The sequence below is a fragment of the Qipengyuania sp. GPGPB31 genome, from assembly GCF_038396345.1.
In the GTDB taxonomy this organism is placed as follows: Bacteria; Pseudomonadota; Alphaproteobacteria; order Sphingomonadales; family Sphingomonadaceae; genus Qipengyuania; species Qipengyuania citrea.
The window spans coordinates 726,555-752,322 of record NZ_CP149572.1 but is presented as its reverse complement, the minus strand read 5'-3'; the positions used below and the strand labels follow the sequence as shown (position 1 = coordinate 752,322).

The 25,768-nt window shown below is 65.4% G+C and carries 26 protein-coding genes and 1 tRNA gene; 2 read left to right on the top strand and 25 right to left on the bottom strand.

What is annotated here, in order from left to right; translation table 11 throughout:
- Positions 1-77 precede the first annotated feature (77 nt).
- From WKH79_RS03895 to WKH79_RS03855, 9 genes are all read right to left on the bottom strand, one after another.
- On the bottom strand, positions 78-245 hold the full coding sequence (locus WKH79_RS03895) for a hypothetical protein (protein ID WP_341859668.1): 168 nt from the start codon (positions 243-245) through the stop codon (positions 78-80).
- Entirely contained in the window at positions 242-1,009 is a 768-nt protein-coding gene (locus WKH79_RS03890; protein ID WP_341859667.1) for an MBL fold metallo-hydrolase, read from the bottom strand. Before WKH79_RS03890 ends, WKH79_RS03895 begins: the two co-directional genes overlap by 4 nt.
- Positions 1,006-1,782 carry a TatD family hydrolase gene (locus WKH79_RS03885; RefSeq protein WP_341859666.1) on the bottom strand — a complete coding sequence of 259 codons (777 nt, stop codon included), beginning with the start codon at positions 1,780-1,782 and terminating at the stop codon, positions 1,006-1,008. The genes WKH79_RS03890 and WKH79_RS03885 overlap by 4 nt, the downstream gene beginning before the upstream one ends.
- Complete coding sequence (gene metG, locus WKH79_RS03880; protein ID WP_341859665.1) at positions 1,782-3,341, bottom strand: methionine--tRNA ligase; 1,560 nt, start codon at positions 3,339-3,341, stop codon at positions 1,782-1,784. The genes WKH79_RS03885 and metG overlap by 1 nt, the downstream gene beginning before the upstream one ends.
- Entirely contained in the window at positions 3,334-4,284 is a 951-nt protein-coding gene (locus tag WKH79_RS03875) for a DNA polymerase III subunit delta' (protein WP_341859664.1), read from the bottom strand. The genes metG and WKH79_RS03875 overlap by 8 nt, the downstream gene beginning before the upstream one ends.
- Entirely contained in the window at positions 4,284-4,925 is a 642-nt protein-coding gene (gene tmk, locus WKH79_RS03870) for a dTMP kinase (protein WP_341859663.1), read from the bottom strand. Before tmk ends, WKH79_RS03875 begins: the two co-directional genes overlap by 1 nt.
- Positions 4,922-6,046, bottom strand: coding sequence for a D-alanyl-D-alanine carboxypeptidase family protein (locus tag WKH79_RS03865; RefSeq protein ID WP_341859662.1), 1,125 nt, complete (start codon positions 6,044-6,046; stop codon positions 4,922-4,924). Before WKH79_RS03865 ends, tmk begins: the two co-directional genes overlap by 4 nt.
- Before the next feature lie 71 nt (positions 6,047-6,117).
- On the bottom strand, positions 6,118-7,113 hold the full coding sequence (locus WKH79_RS03860; protein ID WP_341859661.1) for an SPOR domain-containing protein: 996 nt from the start codon (positions 7,111-7,113) through the stop codon (positions 6,118-6,120).
- Positions 7,097-8,119 (bottom strand): lytic murein transglycosylase, encoded by a 1,023-nt coding sequence (locus WKH79_RS03855; RefSeq protein ID WP_341859660.1) that lies wholly within the window; start codon positions 8,117-8,119, stop codon positions 7,097-7,099. Before WKH79_RS03855 ends, WKH79_RS03860 begins: the two co-directional genes overlap by 17 nt.
- Positions 8,120-8,245: 126 nt before the next feature.
- Between WKH79_RS03855 and WKH79_RS03850 the strand changes: the two genes are divergently transcribed.
- Positions 8,246-8,335 (top strand) — tRNA-Ser (locus WKH79_RS03850).
- A 10-nt stretch (positions 8,336-8,345) separates the two neighbouring features.
- Here WKH79_RS03850 and WKH79_RS03845 read toward each other — a convergent pair.
- The 7 genes from WKH79_RS03845 to WKH79_RS03815 form a co-directional block, all read right to left on the bottom strand.
- Entirely contained in the window at positions 8,346-8,528 is a 183-nt protein-coding gene (locus tag WKH79_RS03845; protein ID WP_050600515.1) for a hypothetical protein, read from the bottom strand.
- Positions 8,529-8,576: 48 nt separating this feature from the next.
- The gene (locus WKH79_RS03840; protein WP_341859659.1) at positions 8,577-10,436 is read right to left on the bottom strand and encodes a cation:proton antiporter; all 1,860 of its coding nucleotides are present in this window, start codon (positions 10,434-10,436) and stop codon (positions 8,577-8,579) included.
- A gap of 37 nt (positions 10,437-10,473) precedes the next feature.
- A complete protein-coding gene (gene lpdA, locus WKH79_RS03835; RefSeq protein WP_341859658.1) occupies positions 10,474-11,889 on the bottom strand; it encodes a dihydrolipoyl dehydrogenase in 1,416 nt (471 codons plus the stop codon).
- Between the two features lie 171 nt (positions 11,890-12,060).
- Positions 12,061-12,402 (bottom strand): DUF559 domain-containing protein, encoded by a 342-nt coding sequence (locus tag WKH79_RS03830; protein ID WP_341860087.1) that lies wholly within the window; start codon positions 12,400-12,402, stop codon positions 12,061-12,063.
- Positions 12,403-12,553: 151 nt separating this feature from the next.
- Entirely contained in the window at positions 12,554-12,931 is a 378-nt protein-coding gene (locus WKH79_RS03825; RefSeq protein ID WP_341859657.1) for an acyl-CoA thioesterase, read from the bottom strand.
- Positions 12,924-13,445: a DUF6650 family protein gene (locus tag WKH79_RS03820; protein ID WP_341859656.1), complete on the bottom strand. Its 522-nt coding sequence runs from the start codon at positions 13,443-13,445 to the stop codon at positions 12,924-12,926. The genes WKH79_RS03825 and WKH79_RS03820 overlap by 8 nt, the downstream gene beginning before the upstream one ends.
- Positions 13,415-14,776: a pyruvate dehydrogenase complex dihydrolipoamide acetyltransferase gene (locus WKH79_RS03815; protein ID WP_341859655.1), complete on the bottom strand. Its 1,362-nt coding sequence runs from the start codon at positions 14,774-14,776 to the stop codon at positions 13,415-13,417. Before WKH79_RS03815 ends, WKH79_RS03820 begins: the two co-directional genes overlap by 31 nt.
- A 133-nt stretch (positions 14,777-14,909) precedes the next feature.
- Here WKH79_RS03815 and WKH79_RS03810 point away from each other — a divergent pair, with 133 nt between their 5' ends.
- Positions 14,910-15,362 carry a universal stress protein gene (locus WKH79_RS03810; RefSeq protein ID WP_050600521.1) on the top strand — a complete coding sequence of 151 codons (453 nt, stop codon included), beginning with the start codon at positions 14,910-14,912 and terminating at the stop codon, positions 15,360-15,362.
- A 3-nt stretch (positions 15,363-15,365) separates the two neighbouring features.
- Here WKH79_RS03810 and WKH79_RS03805 read toward each other — a convergent pair whose 3' ends face one another.
- The 9 genes from WKH79_RS03805 to radA form a co-directional block, all read right to left on the bottom strand.
- Positions 15,366-15,887 carry a peroxiredoxin-like family protein gene (locus WKH79_RS03805; protein ID WP_341859654.1) on the bottom strand — a complete coding sequence of 174 codons (522 nt, stop codon included), beginning with the start codon at positions 15,885-15,887 and terminating at the stop codon, positions 15,366-15,368.
- A 46-nt stretch (positions 15,888-15,933) separates the two neighbouring features.
- Positions 15,934-18,207 carry a ribonuclease R gene (gene rnr / locus WKH79_RS03800; RefSeq protein WP_341859653.1) on the bottom strand — a complete coding sequence of 758 codons (2,274 nt, stop codon included), beginning with the start codon at positions 18,205-18,207 and terminating at the stop codon, positions 15,934-15,936.
- Positions 18,208-18,285: 78 nt separating this feature from the next.
- Positions 18,286-19,827, bottom strand: coding sequence for a proline--tRNA ligase (gene proS / locus WKH79_RS03795; protein ID WP_341859652.1), 1,542 nt, complete (start codon positions 19,825-19,827; stop codon positions 18,286-18,288).
- 160 nt (positions 19,828-19,987) lie between these two features.
- Positions 19,988-20,548: a polyhydroxyalkanoate synthesis repressor PhaR gene (gene phaR, locus WKH79_RS03790; RefSeq protein ID WP_341859651.1), complete on the bottom strand. Its 561-nt coding sequence runs from the start codon at positions 20,546-20,548 to the stop codon at positions 19,988-19,990.
- Positions 20,549-20,623: 75 nt separating this feature from the next.
- On the bottom strand, positions 20,624-21,658 hold the full coding sequence (locus tag WKH79_RS03785) for an alanine racemase (protein ID WP_341859650.1): 1,035 nt from the start codon (positions 21,656-21,658) through the stop codon (positions 20,624-20,626).
- 7 nt (positions 21,659-21,665) lie between these two features.
- Complete coding sequence (locus WKH79_RS03780) at positions 21,666-23,312, bottom strand: MFS transporter (protein ID WP_341859649.1); 1,647 nt, start codon at positions 23,310-23,312, stop codon at positions 21,666-21,668.
- 45 nt (positions 23,313-23,357) lie between these two features.
- On the bottom strand, positions 23,358-23,792 hold the full coding sequence (locus WKH79_RS03775) for an iron-sulfur cluster assembly scaffold protein (RefSeq protein WP_341859648.1): 435 nt from the start codon (positions 23,790-23,792) through the stop codon (positions 23,358-23,360).
- Complete coding sequence (locus WKH79_RS03770; protein ID WP_050600528.1) at positions 23,792-24,313, bottom strand: CvpA family protein; 522 nt, start codon at positions 24,311-24,313, stop codon at positions 23,792-23,794. The genes WKH79_RS03775 and WKH79_RS03770 overlap by 1 nt, the downstream gene beginning before the upstream one ends.
- A gap of 21 nt (positions 24,314-24,334) precedes the next feature.
- Complete coding sequence (gene radA, locus WKH79_RS03765; RefSeq protein WP_063506698.1) at positions 24,335-25,702, bottom strand: DNA repair protein RadA; 1,368 nt, start codon at positions 25,700-25,702, stop codon at positions 24,335-24,337.
- Between the last annotated feature and the right edge of the window lie 66 nt (positions 25,703-25,768).

Below are 25,768 nucleotides of genomic sequence, written 5' to 3'. Positions count from 1 at the left end.
ATCCTCCTCGTATGGAATGATAATATATATTATGTTAACTGACGTCGTTGAGCGAAGAGGAGCTTCTGCGTGCTGCCCTACCGCACCAGATCGATGAATAGGACGACGATTGCGAAGATGCCCACCCATGCTGCGGCCATGTAGAAAGCCTTTTTCACGTTCACACGGTGTGACCGGAATGCGCCGGTCATCAGGATCAGGAACCCCAGCAGCGATATCAGCGAGACGATCTGGTATTCGTTCATGCGGTCATCGTCAGGCCATCGTAACCGACCGTTACATGATCGGGTACTTCGTCGCACAGGCTGCGGTAGTCCATGCTCTTGTCCATATGCGTCAGGACCGTGCGGCCAACCTTGACCCGCCGAGCGAGATCGAGCGCCATGTCGAGATGCGCATGCGTGGGATGCGGCCGCTTGCGAAGACAGTCGACGACAAGAATGTCGGCCCGGTCGAAGCATTTGAGCATGCCAGCTGTAATCTCACTGAAGTCGGTCGCATAAACGATTGATTTTCCATCCGCTTCGAACCGGAAACCGGTACTGGTCACCGGTCCGTGCGGCATTTCGACATGGTCGAAGGAGAAACCGGCAACGAGCCTGGCGTCCGCGATATCCTTGAGCGACATCAGCGTGGGATAGCCGTGCTGTCCTTCGAATATGTAGTCGAACCGGCGACGCAAGTTGTCGCAGGTCTTGCTGCTGGCATAGCCTGGCAGCGGGTTGCTGCGATCGTAGCGCATGACGCGCAGATCATCGATGCCGTGGCAGTGATCGGCATGGTCATGCGTCCAGAAGACCGCATCCACCTTGCCGATCCCGTTCGCCAGCAATTGCGCGCGCAGGTCGGTCGAGGTGTCGATCAGAATCCGCTGTCCCGCCTGGTTCTCGATGATAATCGAAACGCGCGTGCGCCGGTTGCGCGGTTCGTGCGGGTCGCATTCGCCCCAGTCGTTGCCGATCCGCGGCACGCCGGTCGACGTGCCGGAGCCGAGCATGAGCAGCTTCACGCGGCGGCCTTGCTGAACAGGCTGTAGAAGTTGCGCGTGGTATAGGCGGCCAGATTCGCGAGCGGTTCCTCGCGAAGGTCGGCGAGGAACTGCGCGGTGTCACGGACGTAGCCGGGTTCGCATGGCTTGCCCCGATGCGGAACCGGCGCGAGGAACGGGCTGTCGGTTTCGACCAGCAGCCGGTCCTGCGGGATGTCGCGCGCGAACGCCTGAAGATCTTTTGCGTTCTTGAAGGTAACGATGCCCGAAATCGAGACCGACAGTCCCAGATCGATGACCGCCCTCCCGAACTCGGCCGACGCGGTGAAGCAATGGATCAGCGCTGGGAAAGCCCCCTTCCCCAGCTCGTCTTCGAGGATCGCGAGCGTATCATCTTCTGCGTCGCGGGTGTGGATGATAACCGGAAGTCGGACCTCGCGGGCCACATCGATGTGCAGGCGGAACAGGTCCTGCTGCACGGCGCGGTCCGAATGGTCGTAATAGTAATCAAGTCCGGTTTCGCCGATCCCGATGACTTTAGCGTCGTGCGTTGCCGCGAGCAGTTCTTCGCGTGTCAACTCGGCGTGATCGTCGGCATTGTGCGGATGAATGCCGACGCTGGCATAGACGCCGCGTTTGGCCCTTGCGGTAGCGACGACCTGGTCCCATTCCGCGCGCTTCGTCGAAATGTTGAGGAAGGCCTCGATCCCCGCTTCGCGCGCCCGATCGAGCGCCGCGTCCTGGTCTTCGACGAGGCCTTCGTATTCGAGGTGGCAATGGCTGTCGACGAGCATCAGGCCGGCTCCTCTTCGGGCAATTCGAGCCGCGGGAAGACCGGGGTCGGCTTGTCGATAGCATGGCCGCTCGCCGCCAAAGCGCCGAACCAGTCCGCATCGCCAAGGTTGGCATAGGACCTGCGATCCGCCGGGATACCCAGCTGGTCGAGCACTGCCGCAGCCTTTTCGGGGACGACGGGCTGGATCGCGATGGCGAGGTCGCGGATGGCGATGAACAGCGTTTGCAGCACCGCCTTCATCCGTTCGGGATCGGTCTTCTTGAGCCCCCACGGCGCCTGTTCGTCGACATAGGCATTGCAGGCATACACGGCTCGCAGCCAGGCTTCGATCCCGACCGAGAAATTAAGCGCTTCGAATTCTTGCGGCAGCGTTTCGGCGCAGGCCTTCCCAACTGTGGCCAGGAGCGTATCGTCTTCGCTGGCTGCGGAGAACAGCTCGAGCTTGCCGGCCATGTTCTTGGCGATCATCGAAAGCGTGCGCTGTGCAAGGTTGCCGAAACTGTTGGCTAGTTCAGCATTTACCTTGTTAACAAGCGCTTGCGCCGAATAGCTGCCGTCCTGCCCGAAGGTAACCTCGGCCATGAGGAAGTACCGCAGCGCATCCACGCCGAACCTGTCGGCCAGCTCCATCGGATCGGTGACATTGCCCGCTGACTTGGATTCCTTGACCCCGCGATTGAGCAGGAAGCCATGCCCGAAGACCTTTTTCGGGAGCGGCAGGTCCGCGCTCATCAGGAAGGCCGGCCAGTAGATCGTATGGAAGCGGACGATGTCCTTGCCGATCAGGTGGAGATCGGCGGGCCAAAACTTGTCCCACAATTCGCCGCCATCGGGATAGCCGACGCCGGTGATGTAATTGGTCAGCGCGTCGACCCAGACATACATGACGTGGCCATCGCCGCTGGGCACCTTGACGCCCCAGTCGAAACTGGTGCGGCTGACCGACAGATCCTGCAATCCGCGTTCGATGAACGCGACCATCTCGTTGCGCCGGCTCACCGGTTCCAGGAAGCCGGGCGTCTTGAGCAGTTCGAGCAGGGGCTCGGCATAGTTGGACAGGCGGAAGAACCAACTTTCCTCCTCGGTCCATTCGACCGGAGTGCCCTGCGGCGAGAGCTTGGCCCCGCCCTCGCCTTCGACCAGTTCGCCTTCGTCGTAATAGGCTTCGTCGCGAACCGAGTACCAGCCTTCGTAGCGATCGAGATAGAGGTCGCCCTTCTTCTCCATCGCCTCCCAGATCGCCTGGCTCGCGCGGTGGTGATCGGGATCGGTGGTGCGGATGAAACGGTCATAGGAAATGTTCAGAACATCGAACAGTTCCTTGAAATGGCCCGACATTTCATCCGCAAGCTCACGCGGGGTGCTGCCGATGTCGCGGGCTTTCTGGGCCATCTTCAAACCGTGTTCGTCGGTCCCCGTCTGGAAGCGGACTTCACGGCCGCGCAGGCGCTGGAAGCGGGCGATAACATCAGCCGCGATCGTCTCGTAGGCATGGCCGATATGCGGCTTGCCATTGGGATAGTGGATCGCGGTGGTCAGGTAATAGGGTTCAGCCATCGGCTCGCTCGCTAGCGGTAGCCGCCTTGGCGAGCAAGGTGCCGATTTCCATCGCCAGCAGTCCCGCATCGAAATTATAGGTTGGTTGCTCGCCGGTCAGGCGGACCAGTTCGCTATGCGTGTCGATGACGGGTCGCGGATCGGCCATCGCCCCGTCGAGCCGTTGCGCCACTGCCGAGCGGGCCAGTTCGAGCACCGCGCGGATCCGCTCGCGGTCGGGCCGCGCACCGATCAGCCCCGCGAGTGTGCCGCGCAGCTGGAAATCGGGATCGCCGCGGGCCAGGATTGCATCCATCGCCTGACGCACCTTGCCCAGTTCCATGTCGACGAACTGAAGCGCGGCGCCGGGCGAACCACCCGCCGCCGCAATCGCCGCCGCGCGTGTGGCAGGGTCCGCTCCCGGCGAGAGATTGGCCAGCAGCCGGTCCATCTCGGCATCGGATACCGTCGGAAAGCGCAACACGCGGCAGCGCGAGCGGATGGTCGGCAGCAGGCGGGCCGGACTGTGCGCGACCAGCAGGAAATAAGTGCCGATCGGCGGTTCTTCGAGGCTCTTGAGCAGCGCGTTGGCGGCATTGCGCTCGAGATCGTCGGCCGGATCGATGATGATCGCGCGCTTGTCGCCGAGTGTCGGGCGCGTTCCGAGCCGCGCCTGCATGCCGCGCACCTGCGCGATACGGATGCTGCGCGCGACCTCGTATGGCTTGCCGTCGGCGCGCTTGCGTTCTTCCTTGTCGTCCTTGGGAGCGTAGGTGAGCGTCAGTATGTCGGGATGGTTCTGGGCATCAGCGGGATCCACACCGACCAGTTCGCAGGCGGCGGCGAAGGCAAAGCTGCCCTTGCCCACGCCGCGTCGCCCGGCCAGCAGCCAGGCATGGTGCATGCGTTCCCCGCCCAGGGCCTTGCGCCATTCGCGCCAGGCAGTCTCGTGGCCGAGCAGCATCAGTCCGCCCCATCACCGAACCGCGTGGCGATTTCCGCCAGGATGCGCCGGTGCACATCCTCGACGCTGCCGCTGCCGTCGACGACCGCGAACCGATCGGGTTCGGCACGCGCGAAGGCGAGGAAGGCTGCGTTGACGCGCGCATGGTAATCGGCTGCACGTCCGCCGATAGCGTCGCTAACGCCGCCATCGCGCTGCGCAAGACGTCCCGCCACCGCCTGCGCGGGCGCATCGATGACGATTGTCAGATCGGGCAATAGCCCCGCGCTGCCCAGCGAATGCAGCGCCATCACGCGGTCATCGCCCAGCGTCCCGGCCTCGCCCTGATAGGCCCTGCTCGAATCGATGAAGCGATCGCAGACAACCCAGTTGCCCGCGCCGAGCGCAGGCCGGATCAGCCGCGCCACGTGATCCGCCCGCGCTGCGGCGAACAGCAGCGCCTCGGCCTCGAGCGTCCAGCCATCAGCCGGCGGATCGAGCAGCAACGTACGGATCGCTTCCGCGCCCGGCGTACCGCCCGGCTCGCGCGTGAGTTCGACCCCGAGACCGCGCTTGCGCAAGTGGTCCGCCAGCAGGCGCGCCTGGGTGGACTTGCCCATGCCCTCCCCGCCTTCGAAGGCGATGAAGCGGCCCGCGCTCACCCGAGCCAGCTCTGGAATGCGTTGAAGACGCGGCGGACGATCGAGGCTTCGGACACCTCTTCGGCCGCGACCAGCGACACGCGGTGTTCGGGCATGCCGGCGATCGACACCACCAGTTCGGCCACTTCTTCACCCTTCGCGACCGGAGCCTGCAGTGGTCCTTCATAGCTGATCGTCAGCGATATCTCGGGATCTCTGCCGCGGGGCACGGCTATGCGCAACGGCCGGGGCGTGGTCAGCCCGACCGTGCCTGCCCCGCCCTCCTGCACGCGCGCCGTGCCGATGCGCGCGTTCTGCGCGAAGAGCACGCGGCTGTCGAAATTTCGAAATCCCCATTCGATGAACTGCCGCGCGGCGCGGCGCCGCTCGCGTCCGCCCGGGCTGCCCGCCACCACCATCACGAGGCGCTGGCCGTCGCGTTCGGCGGACCCGAGGAAACCGAACCCCGCCTGGTTGGTATAGCCGGTCTTGATGCCGTCGGCACCGGGCACGACACCGGTTATCGGATCGTGGTTGCGCTGTTCGATCCCATTGTACTCGAGACCCTGCGCGCCGACGAAGTGCCGGTATTTCGTCGGGTGCCGCACCACCATGGCTTGCGCCAGCGTGCCGAGATCGCGCGCGGTGACGAACGTCCTGCCTTCGTCCATCCAGCCATTGGGATTGCCGAAATGGCTGTTGGCCATGCCGATCTCGCGCGCCTTGGCATTCATCGCAGCGACCCAGTCCTCGACCGATCCGGCCGCGCCTTCGGCCAGCACCACCGCGCCGTCATTTGCGGAGACGGTGGTCACGCCGTGAAGCAGGTCGTCCACCGATACGCGCGCGTCTTCGGCGAGGAACATGGTCGAGCCCTTGCGGTGCCACTGGCGGAAAGTCTCCGGCCGCACACCGAAGATCCGTTCACGCAGGAGGCGGCCCTCGTCGATCCATTCGAAAGCGAGGAAAGTCGTCATCACCTTGGTGATCGACGCGGGCATGAACCGCCGGTCTATCTCCCGCTGATAGAGAACCTGGCCGCTTGTGGCATCGAGCAGATAGGCGATCGGCGCATCGGCCTCGCTGGGAATGGCGGCGTCCGGCGCACGCTGCGCGCCAAGCGGCGCAGCGATGCAGGCCATTGCCATGCTAGCCAGTAAAGTCAGGCGGTTGCGCAAGTGTGCTCCCGTCGCCGGGCAGGAGCCGCGGCGGATCAATCGAGTGGTCGTATCAGCGCGTCGCTATAACCGCGTGAGCGAAGCTTGGCGAGCGCCTCCTCCGCCTGTCCACGGGTTGCGAAGGGTCCCACGCGAACGATTGCCAAGGCACCGCTGTCTTCAACATAGCCCTGCACTTCGCGCGCCAGCTTCTGCGCATTGGCCCTGACCGAAAAGGCGCCGAGCTGGACCGCGAACTTCCCGTCCGGATCGGTCGGAACCATGACCGGGGCCCGGGCAGGACCGCCTTCGACTGCATTGCGCAACTGCGGCCGTCCGGCCGGCGGTTCGGCCGGCGTGAGTACGGGCTCTTCCGCTTCATTCGTAGCATCTTCCACCAGCGCCTCCTCGTTCGGGTCGCGGGTTTCGATGACCTCGGGCGTCGGCGCGACACCGCTCACCTCGGCTTGCCGCGGATCGCCGAGCGGCGCCGAGCCGCGCGGCGGCAGCCTGCGCTTGAGGACTTCGAGCAGGCCCTGCGGCGTGTCCATCCGCGGGGGTGCCTCGCGCCCGGCGCGCAGTTCCGCACGCTGTTCCTCGGGCGGGTTCACCCGCCGCATGCGGATGGGAGCGCCCTCACCGATCCCCAACTGCGCGATAGCGTCGGGTGCCAGTGCGATAAGCCGGTCGTTGGTCATCGGTCCGCGCCGTTCGAGCCGGACAAGGATGGTCCGCCCGGTGTCGAGCGAGGTCACCTCGACATAGCTCGGCAAGGGAAGTGTCCGATGCGCGCCGGTTACCCCCGTCACGCCGGCCTCTTCGCGCCCCGCATAGCCGACCTGGTCGTAATTCATCGTATCGACCGGGGTATAGGTTACGCCGTCGATGGTGAATGGATCGCCCACCACGACGGGATAATCGGCGGCAGGGCCGTTGCCCACTACGGGCGCGGTGCTTGCGGCCGGGGCTTGCGCGTTCGAAGCGCAGGCACCGAGGCCGAGCAGGCCCAGCCCGGCGCTCGCAGCAAGAAGTATCCTATTCGGCGATTTCATCTGCGAGCAGCCCCACACTCATGGCGTAATAGTTCGAACAGTTGTATTCGAGGATCACCCGATAATTCGAGGTTAACAGCCAAGCCGGCGTGCCGGGACCGTCGGGCTGGAACAGCGTGACCAGCACGTCGTCGCCGATTGCGCGCTGGGGCTGGATGCCGAGTGCGCGCCATTCCGACACCGGCTTGTAGACGCTGTGCCGTTCATGGACGCGCGAACACACCGGGGCCGCGATCGGCGTGCGGTAGGCCGCGACGTCGAAGCCGGAGGGAACATAGGCGCCCACGCCCCAGGGCTGGCCTTCGCGCCAGCCCGCGTCGCGGAAATAGTTGGCGATCGAGGCCAGCGCATCGGCGCTGTCGTTCATGATGTCGGCGCGGCCGTCGCCATTGCCGTCGGCGGCGAGCCGCAGGTAGACCGAAGGAAGGAACTGCGGATTGCCGAAGGCGCCCGCCCAACTGCCCTGCAGTTCGCCGCGGGAGTAGCCCTTGTCGGCCACCTTCATCAGCGCGACCCACTCGCTGGCGAAGAGGCCGCGGCGGCGGCCTTCCCAGGCGAGCGTGGCAAGCGCCTGCGAAAGGTCGAACCCGCCTTTGACCGCGCCATAGGCGGTTTCATGTCCCCAGATGGCGACCACGATTTCGCCTGGCACGCCGTAATCGCGTTCGATGGCGCGCAGCGTGCCCGACCACTCGGCCCGGGCGCTGCGTCCCCCGCGGATGCGCGCGGCATCGACGTGTCGCGCGATATAGGGCGCAAGAGCCGGATAGCCGGACGAGGTCGGCGATCCCGGCTGCGCACGGTCGAGCCGGATCACCCGGTCGTTTGGCTCCAGTCCCGCGGTCATGCGCGCCAGAGTCGCTTCGCTGACCCCTTCGGCGCGTGCCTTGGCGATCAGCAGCTGGACATAGGCATCGAAGCTCAGGTCCTGCTGGGCGGTGGCGGGAACGGCGGGCAATGCGAGCGCAAATGCCCCGGCGGCGGCGAGAAGGGGTTTGAATTTCATCCGGCGATTGTCGCAGAGCGAAGCTTAACGGCAAGTGTCATTTGGCGTTTACGGGGCACGGCCCGTCCTCCTTGCAGGTAAATGCGTGACAAGCCCGGCCGAAGTGACTAGCTAGCCCGCGCTCGCGGAGAGGTGGCAGAGCGGTTGAATGCACCGGTCTTGAAAACCGGCAAGGGTGCAAGCCCTTCGTGGGTTCGAATCCCACCCTCTCCGCCACGATCCCCGATCAGTCCTTGTCGCCCGGCTTGCGGACCAGCGATTGCGCGCTGCGATCGCCCTTGGGGTAGTCCTGCGGGTCGATCGAAGACTGGTTCTGCAGGGCCTTGTGATCCTTGATGGTCTTGCTGTCCTCGGCGTCCTGCGCCGCGTCGTCCTGGGCTTGGGGGGTATCGCGCTTCGGGATTGTCATCGTGTTCTCCTTTCCTCCCCCAACGCGCGGCATGCTGACTGGTTGCGTCTAGCGTCCGCGCGCGGCGATTTCGTCCATCGCCTCGCGCAGCTTGGGATCCCATTCGGCCTTGAGCTCCCTGATCTTGGCAAGCAGTTCCTCGTTCTCGTAAGACGGCGTATCGAGCCGGAAGACATCGGCAATCTCGCGCATCGAGGTGCGATCCATCTCCTCCCACGCTTCGACCATGGCGGTGGCCGACTGGTGGTCGTGACCCAGCGCCTCGTAGACCGAACGGCCCATCCGCAGGCTGCTGTCATAGGTTTCGCGGACGATGTCGCGGCAGCCCATCGCCCACAGGTGATAGACATGGTCGCGGTCCTTGGCGCGTGCGACGACGTGCAGGCCCGGGAAGTTGGCACAGGCATAGCGTACCAGCCGGTCGATCTGCTCGCGCTCGTCGAGCGCCACGACGAGGATCCGCGCGCGGTCGATCCCCGCGCTGGCGAGCAGGTCGGGCCGCGTCGCGTCGCCGTAATAGGTCGTGACGCCGAACTTCTTGAGCACTTCTAAATGCTCGCTGTTGTAGTCGATCACCGTCGCGCGGTGTCCGGCGGCATCAAGCATGCGGTCGACGATCCCGCCGACGCGCCCGCGCCCCGCGATGATGATCGGGTTGTCCTCGTCGATGGCATCGGCCTCGCGGCCGCCCTGCCCGGTCGAATAGGCATGCGCGATGAGCTTGTCGTAGAGGATGAACAGCAGCGGGGTGACCAGCATGGTCAGCGCGACGATCAGCAGCAACTGATCGGCGAAGGCGGGTTCGAACACCGCATTGGCGACGCCGAAGGCGATCAGGACGAACGCGAACTCGCCCGCCTGCGGTAGGCTCAGGCAGAACAGCCACAGCGCCTGCCGCCGCAGGCCGTAGAACCAGCCGACCAGCAGCAGCACTGCCATCTTGGCAGCCACCGTCACCGCGGCCCAGAACACCACCGAATCCCAGATCGTGCTGGCGAGCGCGAAGTCGATCCCCGCGCCGACAGTGATGAAGAACAGCCCCAGCAGCAGGCCCTTGAACGGGTTGATGTCGCTTTCGAGCTCGTGGCGGTATTCGCTGGTGGCAAGCACCACGCCCGCGATGAAGGCGCCGAGCGCGGGCGAGAGGCCGACCAGCGACATCAGCAGCGCGATCCCGATCACCACGAGCAATGCTGCGGCGGTGAACAGTTCGCGCAGGTTGGCGCGCGCGATGTAGCGGAACAGCGGGCGGATCGCGAAGATGCCGATGGCGACCACCGCCGCCACCGCGCCAACGCGGGTCGCCGCCGCAACCCAGATCGACATGGGCGCGGTGAGGTCGATCCCGCCATGCGCCCCGCCCTCGCCGTGACTTGTGGCCAGTGACGCAAGCTCGGGCAGCGCGAGCAGCGGCACCAGCGCGAGGATCGGGATGACCGCGACATCCTGCACCAGCAGCACTGAGAAGCTCGCCTCGCCCCCCTGCGTGCGCATCAGCCCCTTTTCGGTCAGCGTCTGGACGATGATCGCGGTCGAACTCAGCGCGAGGACCATGCCGACCGCCAGCGCGGTCTGCCAGGGTTGGTCGGCGAGCAGCGCGATACCGGTCAGCACCAGCGTGGTCAGCACCACCTGCCCGCCGCCGAGCCCGGCGAGCTTGCCGCGCATCGCCCACAGCCGCTTGGGTTCCATTTCGAGCCCGATGATGAACAGCATCATCACCACGCCGAATTCGGCGAAGACCTGCAGCGCCTCGACATCGACCGACAGCGCTGCGAGCAGCGGCGCTATCGCCATGCCTGCAAGCAGGTAGCCGAGCACCGAGCCGAGCCCGAGGCGGGTGGCCAGCGGCACCGCGAGGACCCCGGCCAGGAGGATCAGGAAAGCCAGGATCAGGAAACCGGTCACGCTGTCATCCCCCTCGCGCCGCGGCGCGTGTCAGGCCTCAGATATGGAGCGCGCGGCCATAGCTCGCAAGCACGCTCTCATGCATCGATTCGCTGATCGTGGGGTGCGGGAACACCGTCTGCATCAGCTCGGCCTCGGTGGTCTCGAGCGTCTTGCCGACGACGAAGCCCTGGATCATCTCGGTCACCTCCGCGCCGACCATATGCGCGCCGAGCAGTTCGCCGGTCTTGGCGTCGAACACGGTCTTCACGAAGCCCTCGGCTTCGCCCAGCGCGATAGCCTTGCCGTTGCCGATGAAGGGGAAGGTGCCCGCCTTGACGTCGTGGCCCGCTTCCTTCGCCTTGGCTTCGGTCAGGCCGACGCTGGCGATCTGCGGGTGGCAATAGGTGCAGCCCGGGATGTTGGCGCGGTCGAGCGGGTGCGGGTGGACCTCCTTGTTGCCCAGTTCCTTCGCAATCGCCTCGGCCGTAGTGACGCCCTCATGGCTCGCCTTGTGCGCCAGCCACGGCCCCGGTGTGCAGTCACCGATCGCCCACAGGCCCTTCGATTTGGTGCGGCCGTAATCGTCGATCTGGATAAAGCCGCGGTCCATTTCGACCAGCTTTTCCAGTCCGACGTTTTCGGTGTTGGGCACGATGCCGATCGCTGTGATGCAATGGCTGAACTCGGTCTCGGTTACCTTGCCCTTGCTGTCCTTGATCTTGGCTTTGACGCCCATGGCAGTGACCTTGAGGTCCTCGACGCCCGCGCCGGTCATGATCGTCATGCCCTGCTTGGTCAGGCTCTTCTCGAGGAAGGCAGAGACATCCGCATCCTCGACTGGCACCACGCGGTCGAGCATTTCGACCACGGTCACATCGACGCCCATGTCGTTGTAGAAGCTGGCGAACTCAATGCCGATCGCGCCGCTGCCGATCACCAGCAGCTTTGTAGGCATTTCCTTGGGCGTCATCGCGTGGCGATAGGTCCACACGCGCTCGCCATCCGCCGGGGCGAAGGGCAGGTCGCGCGCCCGCGCGCCGGTGGCGACGATCACATGCTTGGCGGTGAGCTTCTCCTCGCCCTTCTCGCCTTTCACGGTGAGGCTGGTGGGGCCGGTCAGCGTGCCCTCGCCCATATGAACCGCGATCTTGTTCTTCTTCATCAGGTGCGTGACGCCCTGATTGAGCTGCTTGGCGACCCCGCGGCTGCGCTTCACCACTGCGTCGAGGTCGGCCTCGATCTCGCCGGCGATCTTGAGCCCGTAGTCCTTGGCATGCCGCGCATAATGCAGGATCTCGGCCGAACGCAGCAGCGCCTTGGTCGGGATGCAGCCCCAGTTGAGACAGATCCCGCCGAGCAGTTCGCGCTCGACGATGGCGGTCTTGAGCCCCAGCTGCGCGCAGCGGATCGCCGCGACATAGCCGCCCGGGCCGCTGCCGAGCACGATGACGTCGTAATTGGTGTCAGCCATGATTCGTCTCTGTAGTCTCTCGTTTGGTCGCAGACATGGACCGGGTGTTACACGGTCCAAGCGAAGAAAATCCGTGGCGCGCGGGACCGCGCATTGCGGCGGTCCGGGGCGGAGAATGCGTGCGGGTCATGCGGGTGCATATCGCATGGGCCCGGGCCTGTAGGACAGCGCTCATAGCCCCTCTCCCCTCGCGGGAGAGGGGTTGGGGAGAGGGGGCCGAAGCGCAGCATGGATCGCCTCGCCCACCGCATCGGTGTCGCGCAGGATATCGTCATTCCAAAATCGCAGGATTCGAAAGCCCTGCGATTTCAGCCAGCCATCGCGCGCCTGATCCGTATCGCTCTCGACATGCTGCGATCCGTCCGCCTCGACGATCAACCGCTCGGTGAAACACACGAAGTCGGCAATATAGTCGCCGATCTGCTCCTGGCGCTTGAATTTCGCGCCGTCCATCCGACCTCCGCGAAGGATCGACCAAAGACGGGTCTCCGCCTCGGTCGGCTCGCGCCGCATACGTTTGGCGAGAGGGAGGAGGTCGCGCTTGCCCCCTCTCCTTCCCACCGCTGCGCGGCGGGCCCCTTCCTCTCCCGCAAGGGGAGAGGCGTTCACCGTCCCCCTCCCCCTTGCGGGAGAGGGTTGGGGAGAGGGGGCTGCGACATTCCTGTCAAGCCCACCGCTCCGCCACCGCGCGGGGGCGGTCGTTTTCGTCGAGCAGGACGAATTTGAACGTGCCCTGCGCCACTCGGGTTTCGGCCTCGCCATTACGCTCGCGGCCGATCGCCTCGGCGGTGATGGTGAGCGAGGTGGTGCCGGTGGTGGCGATGGCGCAATAGACCGACAACTCGTCGCCGACCTGCATCACGCCGGGGAAGGCGAAATCACTTGCCGAGACAACCACCGCCTTGCCCTGCCCTTCGCGGCTCGCAAGCGATCCCGCGCCGAGCGCCATCTGTGCCATCAGCCAGCCACCGAACACCCCGCCATAGGGGTTGAGATCGGTCGGCATGGCCGTGACGCGGATCTGGGGCTGGCGGTCAGTCATCATCCGTCACCACGGGGGGCAAGATCGTCTGAAGGTCATTGGGAATTTCGAGGTCAAATCGCTCAGCGATGAAAGCTAGATGTTGACCATATCCCGCTCGCATACGACCAAGTCCGTCTTGAAAATCCATACTCCCACCGACCCCCTCCAGGTGCCAATCTCCGTCTCTTTCGCTTGTCCCGATACGATCGAGAAACTCGCGTGCCCCAGCAGCAAGCGCTCGGACATGCGCTTTGAGCAACGAATTGTCAGCGAGGTGCTGCGCAAGCTCAATCAGATAGTGCCTAATTTCGATGATAGATTGAACACAGTCGTTTGGGTTTTCAGCGTGGTAGGGGTTATAGAGCACCCGTCGATTCTCGAGAAAAAGGATGAGATTTCGACCACCTTCTCGTTCGGAAATCGGAGCAGTCCAATTGGCACCCCCAAGAGGGGTAGAAATACCCGTCAGCCTGCTCCCAAATTGCTTAAAGCGCGGAACTCTCAAACCACCAGCCCCATCGGGTTCTCGCACAGCTGCTTGAAGGCTTCCATCAGCTGCGCACCGTCGGCGCCGTCGATGGCGCGGTGGTCGAAGCTGCCGCTGGCGGTCATCACGCTGGCGACCTGCAGTTCACCGTCGACGACATAGGGACGCTGCTCGCCCGCGCCGACTGCCATGATCATGCCCTGCGGCGGGTTGATGACCGCGTCGAACTGCTTGATCCCGAACATGCCGAGATTGGACAGGCTGGCGGTGCCGCCCTGGTATTCATGCGGCTGCAGCTTGCCGTCGCGTGCCTTCTCCGCGAGCGTTTTCATCTGCTTGCTGATCGCGGCAAGGCCCTTGGTATCGGCTTCGGTGATGATCGGCGTGATCAGGCCAGTGGGCGCTGCTACCGCGACCGACACGTCGGCGCGGGTGTAGCGGTGCAGCGTGTCGCCCTGGAAGCTGACATTGCACTGCGGCACGCGCATCAGCGCGCTGGCCAGCGCCTTGATCAGCAGGTCGTTGACGCTCAGCTTGACCCCATCGGCCTCCAGCCCGGCATTGAGCTGTTTGCGCAGGTCGAGCAGTGCATCGAGCCGCACGTCCACGGCGAGGTAGTAATGCGGGACCTGCTGCTTGCTCTCGGTCAGGCGGCGGGCGATGACCTTGCGGACGTTGGTGAGCTTTTCTTCCTCGTAAGGCGCGCCATATTCGCTCTCGGCCGGCGTCTTGCTGGGCACACGCGGTTTGGCCATTTCGGCGGTAGCGTCCTGCCTGGTGGGAGCGGCTGCCTTGCCGCCTTCCGCGCCTTCGACATCGGCCTTCACGATGCGTCCGCGCGGGCCGGAGCCGGTGACACTGGCGAGGTCGATACCCTTCTGCTGGGCAATGCGGCGCGCAAGCGGTGAGGCGATAATGCGCTCTCCGCTGTCGTCCTTCGGTGCTGCGGGGGCTTTTGCGCCGTTCGTCACCCCAGCGGAAGCTGGGGTCGCTTTCTGTTGCGCGGCTTCGTTAGCGGCCCCAACTTTCGCTGGGACGGCGCTCTCTTTATCGGACCCAGCATCAGCGGAAGTGGGTTCGGGTACTTCACCGTCACCTTCGGGAGCAGCCGCAGCGGCCTCGTCGAGGTCCTCGCCTTCCTCGGCGAGCATCGCGATCACGGTGCCGACCTTTACGCCTTCGCTGCCTTCATCGACCGCGATGCTGGCAATGGTGCCTTCGTCCACCGCCTCGAATTCCATCGTCGCCTTGTCGGTTTCGATCTCGGCCATGATGTCGCCGGCTTCCACCTTGTCCCCCGGCTTCACCAGCCATTTGGCGAGCGTGCCCTCCTCCATGGTGGGCGACAGGGCGGGCATCTTGATCGGCGTAGGCATGGTTTGACGTTACGTCCTCGCTGGGGAGAGAGTTGTGCCGCGACCTCTGCCGAAGATGCCCCTGCGCCGCAAGGTCCTTGCACAGAATACGAATTACCGGGTAACGCGCTGCGAGGGATCCGGGGGAGCCGCTATGCGCACATACCTTGTCGTGATGGACGAGACCGAAGAAGCCAGGCAGGCGCTGCGGTTCGCCTCGCTGCGCGCCCAGAAGACCGGCGGATCGGTGCATATCCTGGCGCTCGTCCCGCAGCAGACCTTCAACGCTTTCGGTGGAGTGCAGGCCACGATCGAACAGGAGGCGCGCGAACGCGCCGAGGTGATGGCCAATTCGGCTGCCGGCAACATCTTCGGCGAAATGGGCAAGATGCCCACCATTGCGGTGCGCCCCGGCCCGGCGGCGGATGTCGTGCGCAAATATATCGACGAACATGCGAGCATCGCCGCGCTGGTGCTGGCGACCAGCGCGGAAGGCGGGTCGGGTCCGCTGGTGACGCATTTCGCGGCGCATGCAGGGCAATTGCCCTGCCCGCTCTATCTCGTCCCCGGCGGGCTCAGCCGCGACGAGATCGACGCGCTCGCCTGACGCTCAGGTCAGGGTGCCGCGGGTGGGATAATCCTTGTCCAGCGTGAAGCTGATGCCGCTCAGCAGGTCATCGAGATCGGGCCGCGTGAACGGCGCGTTCTGGACCACGGCGAAATGCAGCGTGCCATCGGGCTTCACCAGGAACAGGCCCGGCTCGGAGAAGATGTCGGGTTCCTCGCTGCCGTCACGCTTTTCACTGATGTAGAGGCCCCATTCGCGCGCCTTGTCCTCGCTCAGCGAATGCGCCAGCGGGACGTCGCCAGTGTCCCATTCCTCATGGCTGACCGCGGCGCGCTCGGGGCTGTCCATCGACACCGCGAAGACGTTGATGCCCTTTTCGGTGAACTGGTCGAGCTTGCCGCTCAGCTCGGTAAGGTACTTCTTGCAGATCGGACAATGCTTGCCGCGATAGAACACCAGCATGGTGAACGCTTCGGGCTGCTGCTTCGACAGTTCGAAACGCGCATCGATGGTGAGCGGCAGGTCGAGATCGGGGACGGGCTGGCCGGGGATAAGCTGGGTCATGAAGGCTCCTTTACCAACCCAATGAGCCGCCCCCCGGCCCGTTCCGTCACTTCTTCTTGCGGCCCTGGTGGCGGATGTTGCCCGGGCGTCCGCGCTTGCCCGCGGGATGCGACTGGCGCGGGGCGCCCTGCGCCTTCTTGGGGCGCTTGTTCTGGTGGGTCCGCTTCTTTTCCGGGGCGCGGTTGCCGCGTGGTTCGACCCCCGTCCCGTCGCTGTCGGGCACTTCGAACTTGAGCGCGCCGGTCAGCGCATTGGCTTCGGCAAGCTTGAGCTTGAGCCGGTCGCCTACGGCATATTCGGTGCCGCTGCGCTCGCCGACGAGCTTGCGCGCGCCTTCGTCATAGCTGAAATATTCGCGCCCCAGCGTGCTGACCGGGACCAGCCCGTCGCCGCCGAGTTTCTCGATCGTGGCGAAGAAGCCGAAGCCCTGCACCCCGGTGATGCGCGTGTCGAAGGTCTCGCCCACGCGGCCCGACAGCCAGGCCGCGACATAGCGGTCGATCGTGTCGCGTTCGGCCTCCATCGCGCGGCGTTCGGTCTGGCTGATCGCGTCGGTGATCTGGTGCAGCGCGGTCTTGTCGCGATCGGACAGGCCCGAGCCTTCGGGCAGGTCGACCTTGGGTTTGGGCTGTTCGAGCTTGTAGGCATCGACCAGCGCGCGGTGCACCAGCAGGTCGGCATAGCGCCGGATCGGCGAGGTGAAATGCGCATAGCTGCCGAGCGAAAGGCCGAAGTGGCCCGCATTCTGCGGCCCGTAGAACGCCTGCGTCTGGCTGCGCAGCACCGCTTCCATGATCAGCGCCTTTTCCGCCGGCTCGGAAATGTCCTTGAGCATGCGGTTGAACAGCCCCGGCGTGATCACCTGCCCCAGCGCGAACTTCTTGCCCTGCGTGGCGAGATATTCGCGGAAGGCGAGCAATTTCTCGCGGCTCGGCTGCTCGTGGACGCGGTAGACCACCGGCGCGGCCTTGGCCTCGAGCGCCTTGGCCGCCGCGACATTGGCGGCGATCATGAAATCCTCGACCACGCGGTGCGCATCGAGCCGTTCGCGGATCGCGATTTCCTCGATCACGCCCTCGTCATTGAGGCGGACCTGCCGTTCGGGCAGTTCGAGGTCGAGCGGGTCGCGTGCCTGCCGCGCCTTGAACAGCAGCTTCCACGCGCCCCACAGGTTCTGCAGATATTCGGGCGCGTCGCCCGCGTCGATTGCCGCCTGCGCGTCCTCGTAGGCGATGTTCCTCGCCAGCCGCACGATAGCGCGGGTGAAGCGCCAGTCGCTGACCTTGCCGTGCTTGTCGATGCTTATGTGGCAGGCCATCGCGGCGCGGTCGACATCCTGCTTGAGGCTGCAGACATCGGCGCTGAGCACTTCGGGCAGCATCGGCACGACGCGGTCGGGGAAATAGACCGAATTGCCGCGCTTGCGCGCCTCGCGGTCCAACTCGCCGCCGGGGCGGACGTAATAGCTGACATCGGCAATCGCGATGATCGCGCGGTAACCGCCTTTCCCGTCGGGTTCGGCCCAGATCGCATCGTCATGGTCGCGCGCATCGGCGGGATCGATCGCGACGATGGGCACGTCGCGCAGGTCTTCCCTGTGGTCGGGCGAGAGCGGCAGGTCGACCGCGCGCTCGGCCTCGGCGATGGTTTCGCTCGGGAAGACATGCGGGATGCCGTGCTTGGCGATGGCGATCAGGCTGAAAGCCTTGGGCGCCAGCGGATCGCCGACCACCTCGACCACCTTGACCTTCGCGCGGGCGGATTTGCCCATGCGTTCGGCCAGCACCAGCTCGCCTTCCTGCGCTTCGCCCAGGTCGCCGATCGGCGCACTTTCGCGCACGCGCTTGTCGACCGGGGCGAGCCATGGCTTGCCCGCGCCGTCGAATTCGACGACGCCCATCATGCCTTCGGTGCGTGCGGGAAGCTTCTTCATCGGCGTCGCGCGCCAGCCGTCACCGGTTTCCTCGTTGCGCGCGAGGATCCGGTCGCCGCGCTTCAGCGCCGCCATCTTGGTCGTTTCGCGCACCACCAGCCGCGGCGGCTTTTCCTTGCTGTCGGGGGCCCAGTTCTCGGGCTCGGCAATTACTTCGCCATTATCGATCGCGACGACCTTGAGCACGGTCACCTTGGGCACGCCGCCCATCCGGTGATAGGCAGTGCGCTTGCCGTCGATGAGGCCTTCTTCGGCCATGTCCTTGAGACGCTTCTTCAGCGTGATCTTTTCCTGACCCTTGAGCCCGAAAGCCTTGGCGATTTCGCGCTTGCCCGCGGGCGTGTCGGAGGTCTGGATGAATTCGAGTATCTGTTCTTTCGACGGCATCCCCTGACGCCGCCGGTTCGTGTTCTGTTTTGTCATGCGCGCCATATGGGGATGGCGAGGCCCGGTGTCACGGTCTGACTAATAGGCCTTGGCCAGCAGCACGCGCTCGACCGTGGGTTCGCCGGTGAAGATGCACGCGCCGTCGACCGGTGCAGCGTCCATTGGTACGTTGCGGATGGTGAGCTTGTGGTCCTTCAGCCGCTCGACGACCTTTTCCAGCGCCGCGCCGGTCGGCTTCGACCATTGCACTTCCACCCAGCCGGGATAGCGCGAGCCGGAGAAGTGCTTTTCCACCTCGGCGAAATCGGTGACCCCGCGAGTGATGTTCGCATCGCGGCGCTCGGCAGCCTGGGTTAGCAGCGCTGCCTGCATGTCGGCGAGGATCGCGGGAATGGCCTCCCCTGCAGCTTCACGCGTCGGGTTCTCGAAGGCGGGCTTGCCGGTTTCGGCATCCCACAAGCGGTCGCGGCGCAGCAAGCTGACGACGCCATTGTCCATGTCGCGTCCGCCGACCTCGACGATCACCGGCGCGCCCTTGCGGACATAGTCCCAGCGCTTCTGCGCCGCCTTGCCCGGACGCGTGTCGAGCAGCACGCGGAGCGGTTCGCCCAGCACGCTCTGGCCGGCCAGCGTGGCGCGCAGGACCTCGCAATAGTCGATCAGCGCCTGGTCTTCGGGCTTGTCGCGTAGCATAGGCAGGATGACGACCTGCTGCGGCGCGATCTTGGGCGGCAGGCGCAGGCCGTCGTCGTCGCCATGCGTCATGATGACGCCGCCGACCATGCGCGTCGAAACGCCCCAGCTGGTGGTATGCGCGAGGCTCTCGCCGCCCTCGCGGTTCTGGTACTTGATCCCCGAGGCCTGCGCGAAATTGGTGCCGAGATAATGGCTGGTGCCCGCCTGCAGCGCCTTGCCGTCCTGCATCATCGCCTCGATCGACCAGGTCTCGACCGCGCCCGGGAAACGCTCGTTCTCGGGCTTTTCACCGGGCACCACCGCCAGCGCGAGGTCCTCGTCGGCAAAGGCCCGGTAAACCTCGAGCATGGTCAGCGTGTGCTCTTTCGCCTCCGCCTCGTCGGCATGCGCGGTATGGCCTTCCTGCCACAGGAATTCGCTGGTCCGCAGGAACATGCGCGTGCGCATTTCCCAGCGCACGACATTGGCCCATTGGTTGAGCTTCAGCGGCAGGTCGCGCCAGCTCTGGATCCAGCGCGCCATGGCATCGCCGATGATCGTTTCCGAGGTCGGGCGCACGACCAGCGGTTCTTCCAGCTTGGCTTCGGGGTCTGGAATCAGCCCGCCATCCTTGCCCGCGATCAGCCGGTGATGCGTGACCACTGCCATTTCCTTGGCGAAGCCTTCGACATGCTCGGCCTCGCGCTCGAAGTTCGACAGCGGGATGAAGATCGGGAAATAGGCGTTTTCATGGCCCGTCGCCTTGATCCGGTCATCGAGCAGGCGCTGCATGCGCTCCCAGATGCCGAAGCCCCACGGGCGGATCACCATGCAGCCGCGCACGCCCGATTCCTCGGCCATTTCGGCGGAACTGATGACATCCTGGTACCACGCCGCGAAATCGTCTTCGCGCCGGGTATTCAGGGCATGGCGGATATTGGGCATGATCGTGGGGGCCTTGGCTAATGGCGCCTCGTTCCGGCCCCACCGTCGGGTGCGGGCAGACGAAGAACCGTCATTCATCTGGCGCGCCCATAATGGGAAGATGCGCCCTTCGACAAGCGCGCGGCGCAGGAAAATGGCCGCAGGCGGGGCAAGCCCCGTGCTATTTGCCCATTTTGTCGAGCTTCTCCTGCATCGCGGCCATTTGCGCGCGCATTTCGGCCAGCTCGTCCGCCTGCTCGCTCGCGGGTGCCTGCCTTGGCGCGGGCGCCTTGCGCGAGCCGGGAATGAACGCTTCGGCGGCGTTCTGCATCATCTTGAAATTGGCTTCGGCCATCTGCGCCAACGGATTGGTTTCGAGTCCCTTGGCGAAGGCTTCCTGGATCTGTTCGCGGTTCTTCTGCAGATTGGTCATGCTGGCTTCGAGATAGCTCGGCATCATGGCCTGCATCGAATTGCCATACATGCGGATCAGGTCGCGCAGGAAGCTGACCGGGAGCATGTGCGAACCATGGCTTTCTTCCTCGACGATGATCTGCGTCAGGATGGTGTGCGTGATATCGTCGCCCGACTTCGCATCCAGCACGTGGAAATCGACGTTCTCGCGGACCATCTTGGCGAGATCGTCGAGCGTGATGTAACTGCTGGTGTCGGTGTTGTAGAGGCGCCGGTTGGCGTATTTCTTGATGATGATGGGTTCGCCCTCGGCGCTCCGCTTGGCCATTCTCTCATGCTCCCCATTTGTGCAATGCAAGAGGATTAGCACGCGCGAAAAGTGCAGTGCAACATGACGTAAAGGTCAACCGAAGCGATTGCCCAGTACGGTGAGCAATTCATATTGCGATAGAGTGGTTTGCTGCGCAGCATCAGGAAGCCGGTAGGGCAGGTCGAGCCAGTCCCCCTCGGCCAGTTCGGGGGCCGCCGACAGGTCGAGCACGATCATGTCCATCGATACTTTGCCGAGGATCGGCAGGCGGCGTTCGCCATGGGTGAAATGCGCCCCGCCCCAGCTGCGCAAAATGCCATCGGCATAGCCGAGCGAGACGACGCCGATGCGCATGTCCTCGCCCGCGGTGAAGGTGGCATTGTAGCCCACGCTGGCGCCCGCCGCGATGTCGCGCACCTGGATCAACGCCGCCTGCGGATAAGCGACCTGCGCGATCCGATCTTCCAGTTCGGGCCGCGGGATGCCGCCGTAAAGCGAGAGCCCCGGGCGCGTGAGATCGAAGGCGTAGTCGCTGCCCAGCGCTACGCCCGCGCTGTTGGCCAGGCTGGTCTCCTCGTGAGCCACGGCGGGGATGCAGTCGCGGAAAGCGGCGAGCTGGCGCGCGTTCATCGCCGCGTCCTCGTCGGCGCAGGCGAGGTGGCTCATCAGCACGCGCACCTCCAGCGCCTGGATCGACGGGTCGGCCAGTTCCGCGGGCGCAATGCCCAGCCGGTTGATCCCGGTATCGACCATCAGGTCGCAGGCGCCGCCCCCGGCTTCGGACCACAGCCGCGCCTGCCGCAGGCTGTCGATCACCGGGCGAACGCCGGTCTCGCGCGCGAACCGGACATCGTCGGCACCAAGCGGCCCATGCAGGACCGACAGGCGCTGTGCCGGGACATGCGCGATGACGCCGGGCACCTCGCTCCAGTGCGCGACGAAGAAATCGCGGCAGCCCGCCTCGTACAGCACGGGCAGGCAGCGATCGACCCCGAGGCCGTAGCAATCCGCCTTGACCGCCGCTCCCGCCCGCGCCGCGCCCGACATGGCGTCGAGCGTGCGCCAGTTCTGCGCCAGCGCGTCGCTGTCGATATGCAGCCGCAGGCTCGGCGGCGGAGGGCGGGTCATGGCAGACTCATGGCAGCACGGGCGAGACCGGCGGGTCCTGCACGCTGTCTTCGAAATCGCGTGGCGGACCACCGGGCAATCCCCACCAGGCAACGATCACGCCGAAACCGACCACCACGATCGTGTACCACAGCCCGGCATAGGCATTGCCCGTCATGGCCACGATATAGCCCGCGATCAGCGGCAGGAAACCGCCCAGGTAGCCCGCGCCGATATGGTAGGGGATCGACATCGAGCTGTAGCGGATGCGCGCGGGGAACATCTCCGACAGGAGCGCCGCGACCGAACCGTAGGTCAGCGCCGACAGCATGCCCAGCACCAGCAGCAGCGCAATGATGCCGATGATGCTCGCCAGTGGCGGGACCTGCCGTTCGAACGAATAGCCATTGCTCTCGAGCCAGCTCTGGACGATCGCGCGGCGGGTGTCGGAAGGCAGCCCTTCGTAGCTGTAGCTCTGTGTGCCGATGGCCAGTTCCGGCTGCGGCTCCTCGGTCACCGTATAGGGCACGCCCAGCGCGGTCAGGTCCTGCAGCGCGCGGCCGCAGGGGCTGGCCTGCACTTCGGCGAAGGGATCGTATTCGCAGGCCGGGCCGCTGACCGTGACGGGGGCCGCGCGCGCGCTGTCCTGCAGGCCCGGGTTGGCGAGCGCGCCGATCCCCCAGAACACGGGGAAGAGCAGCGCCAGCGAGGCCAGCGCGCCGATGATGATCGGTTTCTTGCGCCCGACGCGGTCGGACCATTTGCCGACGATGATATAGAAGCCCATCGACAGCGTACCCGCGATCAGCAGCATCCATTCGACCACGTTCTCGTCGACCCGCATCGGGCCGCGCAGGAAGGACAGGCCGGAGAAGAAAGCGGTGTACCAGATCGTGGTGAGCACCCCGGTGATGCCGAACAGCGCCACGAAGATACGCTTGGGGTTGCCGGGATAGGTCAGGCTTTCCTTGAACGGATTGGCGCTGGTTTCGCCTGCGGCCTTCATAGCCTGGAAGACGGGGCTTTCCGACAGCTTGAGCCGCATCCACAGCGAGATGAACAGCAGCACGATCGACAGCAGGAACGGGATCCGCCAGCCCCATTCGGCGAAGTCCTGTGCGGGGATGAACGCGCGGCAGGCGATTACCACCAGGATCGACAGCACGAAGCCGCCGACCACGCTGGCCTGGATGAAGCTGGTGTAGAAGCCGCGTTTCTCGGGCGGCGCGTGTTCGGCGACATAGATCGCCGCGCCGCCATATTCGCCGCCGAGCGCGAGACCCTGGAGGATGCGCAGGCAGATCACGATCAACGGCGCGGCGATGCCGATGCTGGCCGCGCTGGGGATGAGGCCCACGCCGGCGGTGGCGATCCCCATCAGCGTGACCGTCACGAGGAAGGTGTATTTGCGCCCCAGCCGGTCGCCGAGGAAGCCGAACAGGATCGCGCCCAGCGGACGGAAGCCGAAGCCGACCGCGAAACCGGCCCACACCAGCAGGATCTCGAGCGTCTCGTTATCGCTCGGGAAGAAGGCCGCGCCGATCAGCCCGGCGAGGGTGCCGTAGATGAAGAAATCGTACCATTCGAAGATAGTCCCCGCGCTGCTTGCCGCAATGACGAGGCGTATTTCCTTCTCGGTCGGTTCCCTGTGCGGTGTGACGGCACCTGTGGCCATGTCGCGCTCCCCCTGCATCGCGAGTGTGGTTTTCGTTCGATCGGTCTAGCCTGCACCCCCACCCTTGGAAAGCGCGTCGAGCGCGGCCTTCCACGGCAGGAGAATGGCCCCGTGGCGGGCGCGGTAGGCGCGCGCGGGTTCGAGCATGTCGATCCGTGCGAGCGCGGGCGCGGCGGCATCGCCTTCGAGCCATTCGCCGAGGGCACCCAGCGTGCGTGACACCGCGGCCGCGTCCATGCCGCCCGCTTCGCGCGCGAAAATGGCCGCCGAGGCCTGCCCGACTGCGCAGGCGCTCACCTTCAGACCGATCCGCTCGAGCCGGCCGGTGTGGACCGACGACAGCGAAATCACGCTGCCGCAGCTGCGCGACCGCGCCTCGCCCACCGCGACCGCCTGCGCATCGAAGGGATAGTCCGCCAGTTCGACCGCCATGGCGAGCAGTGCGGGAGAATACAGCGCCGGCGCGCGCGGGGCCGCCATCAGGCGCCGTCGGCGGCCTGTTCGCGCAGCCGGGCGCGCCGTTCGGCCAGCACTTCGACCAGCGAGCGCGAACTGGCGTCCACCAGTTCATAGCTGCGCGCGGTGGTGATCCAGTTCGGGCGGCCCTTGTAGCTCCACACCGTGTCGTAGCCGACCACCAGCAGCGAAAACGCGATGACGACGATCAGCATGCCCTTGAGCGCGCCGAAACCGAAGCCGAGCACCCGGTCCACCGGCCCGAGCATAGACGAGCGCGACACCGCGCCGACATTGTTGGCGATCACCTTCATCGCGGCATAGGGGATCAGCAGCAGCAGTGTGAACGCCAGCAGCGCGGTGGTGATGTCGGTGCCGATGTGGTCCTGCAGCGCCAGCGTCAGCGGCGTATGCAGCGCGCGGATCGCGAATGCGGCGAGGACCCACGCCGCCAGCGACAGGACTTCCTGCAGGAATCCCCGCATGAAACCGCCCGCCGCGGCAATGCCCACGATCAGCAAAACGATGTAATCGAAACCAGTCATGACCTGCCCATGCGGCCGGACTTATGAATTCCCGATTATGCGGTCAACGAGATTGGCCAATTGTCCCAAGCCGTCATAGGTCAGCGCGCTGCCCGCGCCCTTGACGTCTACCGGGCCGAAACCGCGATCGAAACCGAGCTTGGCGGCTTCGCGCAGCCGCAGCCCGCCATGCGCCACCGGGCGGATCTCTCCGGCGAGCGAGACTTCACCGAGCCATACGCTGCGTGGCGGGAGCGGCTTGTCCGCCATCGCGCTGACCAGCGCCGCGGCCACCGCAAGGTCGGCAGCCGGGTCCGACAACCGGTAGCCACCGGCCACGTTGAGATAGACCTCGGCCGCCGAGAAGTTGAGGCCGCAGCGCGATTCGAGCACGGCCAGCAGCATCGCCAGCCGGCCATTGTCCCACCCCACGACCGCGCGGCGCGGCGTCGCGCCCGACTGCAGGCGGACGATCAGTGCCTGGATCTCGACCAGCACCGGCCGGGTCCCTTCGATCGCGGGGAACACCGCGCTGCCCGCCATCGGCTCGTCCCGGCCCGAAAGGAACAGCATCGAGGGGTTGTCGACTTCTTCCAGCCCCTCCCCCGCCATTGCGAATACGCCGATCTCGTCGACCGCGCCGAACCGGTTCTTGAGCGCACGGAGGATGCGGTACTGGTGGCTGCGCTCGCCCTCGAAGCTCATCACCACATCGACCATGTGTTCGAGCACGCGCGGCCCGGCGATGCTGCCGTCCTTGGTGACGTGCCCCACCAGTACCAGCGCGACGCCGTTTTCCTTGGCGTAGCGGATCAGCTCGAAGGCGCAGCCGCGCACCTGGCTGACCGTCCCGGGCGCGCCTTCGATCGTGTCCGAATGCATGGTCTGGATCGAATCGATCACCAGCAGTCCCGGCGCATCCATCGATCCGAGCGAGGTAAGGATATCGCGCACGCCGGTGGCCGCAGCGAGTTTGACCGGCGCATCGGACAATCCGAGCCGCGCGGCGCGCATGCGCACCTGCCCGCTGGCCTCCTCGCCGCTAACATAGACCACGCCGCGCCCTTCGCGCGCGATCCTGGCCGCGGCCTGCAGCAACAGCGTCGACTTGCCGATACCCGGGTCACCGCCCAGCAAGATCGCCGATCCCGGCACCAGTCCGCCGCCCAGCGCACGATCGAATTCGGCCAGGCCGGTGGGCTGGCGCTGCGGCAAGGCGCCGGGCTTGTCGAGTTCGACGAATTCGACCGCGCGGCCCCCGCTCGACAGATCGTGTTTCATCGAGAACACAGTCGCCGGCGCGTCTTCCGCCAGCGTGTTCCATTCGGCGCAGTCGGGGCACTGCCCCTGCCAGCGATGCGACACGCCGCCACATGCCTGGCAGACATAGCGTTTCTTCGGTTTGGCCATGCCCGATCGCTAAACGGAACATTTCACGAACGCAATTGCCTTTACCGATTTATCCCGCCATGACCG

Excerpts from the sequence above, each read along its gene's own strand:
- metG (WP_341859665.1), bottom strand. The coding sequence starts at position 3,341 with ATGGCTGAACCCTATTACCTGACCACCGCGATCCACTATCCCAATGGC.
- WKH79_RS03845 (WP_050600515.1), bottom strand. The coding sequence starts at position 8,528 with ATGACAATCCCGAAGCGCGATACCCCCCAAGCCCAGGACGACGCGGCG.
- proS (WP_341859652.1), bottom strand. The coding sequence starts at position 19,827 with ATGCCCAATATCCGCCATGCCCTGAATACCCGGCGCGAAGACGATTTC.
- WKH79_RS03815 (WP_341859655.1), bottom strand. The coding sequence starts at position 14,776 with ATGCCTACGCCGATCAAGATGCCCGCCCTGTCGCCCACCATGGAGGAG.
- rnr (WP_341859653.1), bottom strand. The coding sequence starts at position 18,207 with ATGCCGTCGAAAGAACAGATACTCGAATTCATCCAGACCTCCGACACG.
- WKH79_RS03855 (WP_341859660.1), bottom strand. The coding sequence starts at position 8,119 with ATGAAATTCAAACCCCTTCTCGCCGCCGCCGGGGCATTTGCGCTCGCA.
- WKH79_RS03825 (WP_341859657.1), bottom strand. The coding sequence starts at position 12,931 with ATGACTGACCGCCAGCCCCAGATCCGCGTCACGGCCATGCCGACCGAT.
- WKH79_RS03830 (WP_341860087.1), bottom strand. The coding sequence starts at position 12,402 with ATGCGGCGCGAGCCGACCGAGGCGGAGACCCGTCTTTGGTCGATCCTT.
- phaR (WP_341859651.1), bottom strand. The coding sequence starts at position 20,548 with ATGGCCAAGCGGAGCGCCGAGGGCGAACCCATCATCATCAAGAAATAC.
- WKH79_RS03780 (WP_341859649.1), bottom strand. The coding sequence starts at position 23,312 with ATGGCCACAGGTGCCGTCACACCGCACAGGGAACCGACCGAGAAGGAA.
- WKH79_RS03875 (WP_341859664.1), bottom strand. The coding sequence starts at position 4,284 with ATGCTGCTCGGCCACGAGACTGCCTGGCGCGAATGGCGCAAGGCCCTG.
- WKH79_RS03805 (WP_341859654.1), bottom strand. The coding sequence starts at position 15,887 with ATGACCCAGCTTATCCCCGGCCAGCCCGTCCCCGATCTCGACCTGCCG.
- WKH79_RS03770 (WP_050600528.1), bottom strand. The coding sequence starts at position 24,313 with ATGACTGGTTTCGATTACATCGTTTTGCTGATCGTGGGCATTGCCGCG.
- WKH79_RS03810 (WP_050600521.1), top strand. The coding sequence starts at position 14,910 with ATGCGCACATACCTTGTCGTGATGGACGAGACCGAAGAAGCCAGGCAG.
- WKH79_RS03895 (WP_341859668.1), bottom strand. The coding sequence starts at position 245 with ATGAACGAATACCAGATCGTCTCGCTGATATCGCTGCTGGGGTTCCTG.
- WKH79_RS03785 (WP_341859650.1), bottom strand. The coding sequence starts at position 21,658 with ATGACCCGCCCTCCGCCGCCGAGCCTGCGGCTGCATATCGACAGCGAC.
- radA (WP_063506698.1), bottom strand. The coding sequence starts at position 25,702 with ATGGCCAAACCGAAGAAACGCTATGTCTGCCAGGCATGTGGCGGCGTG.
- lpdA (WP_341859658.1), bottom strand. The coding sequence starts at position 11,889 with ATGGCTGACACCAATTACGACGTCATCGTGCTCGGCAGCGGCCCGGGC.
- WKH79_RS03865 (WP_341859662.1), bottom strand. The coding sequence starts at position 6,046 with ATGGCCTGCATCGCTGCGCCGCTTGGCGCGCAGCGTGCGCCGGACGCC.
- WKH79_RS03775 (WP_341859648.1), bottom strand. The coding sequence starts at position 23,792 with ATGGCGGCCCCGCGCGCGCCGGCGCTGTATTCTCCCGCACTGCTCGCC.
- WKH79_RS03885 (WP_341859666.1), bottom strand. The coding sequence starts at position 1,782 with ATGCTCGTCGACAGCCATTGCCACCTCGAATACGAAGGCCTCGTCGAA.
- WKH79_RS03860 (WP_341859661.1), bottom strand. The coding sequence starts at position 7,113 with ATGAAATCGCCGAATAGGATACTTCTTGCTGCGAGCGCCGGGCTGGGC.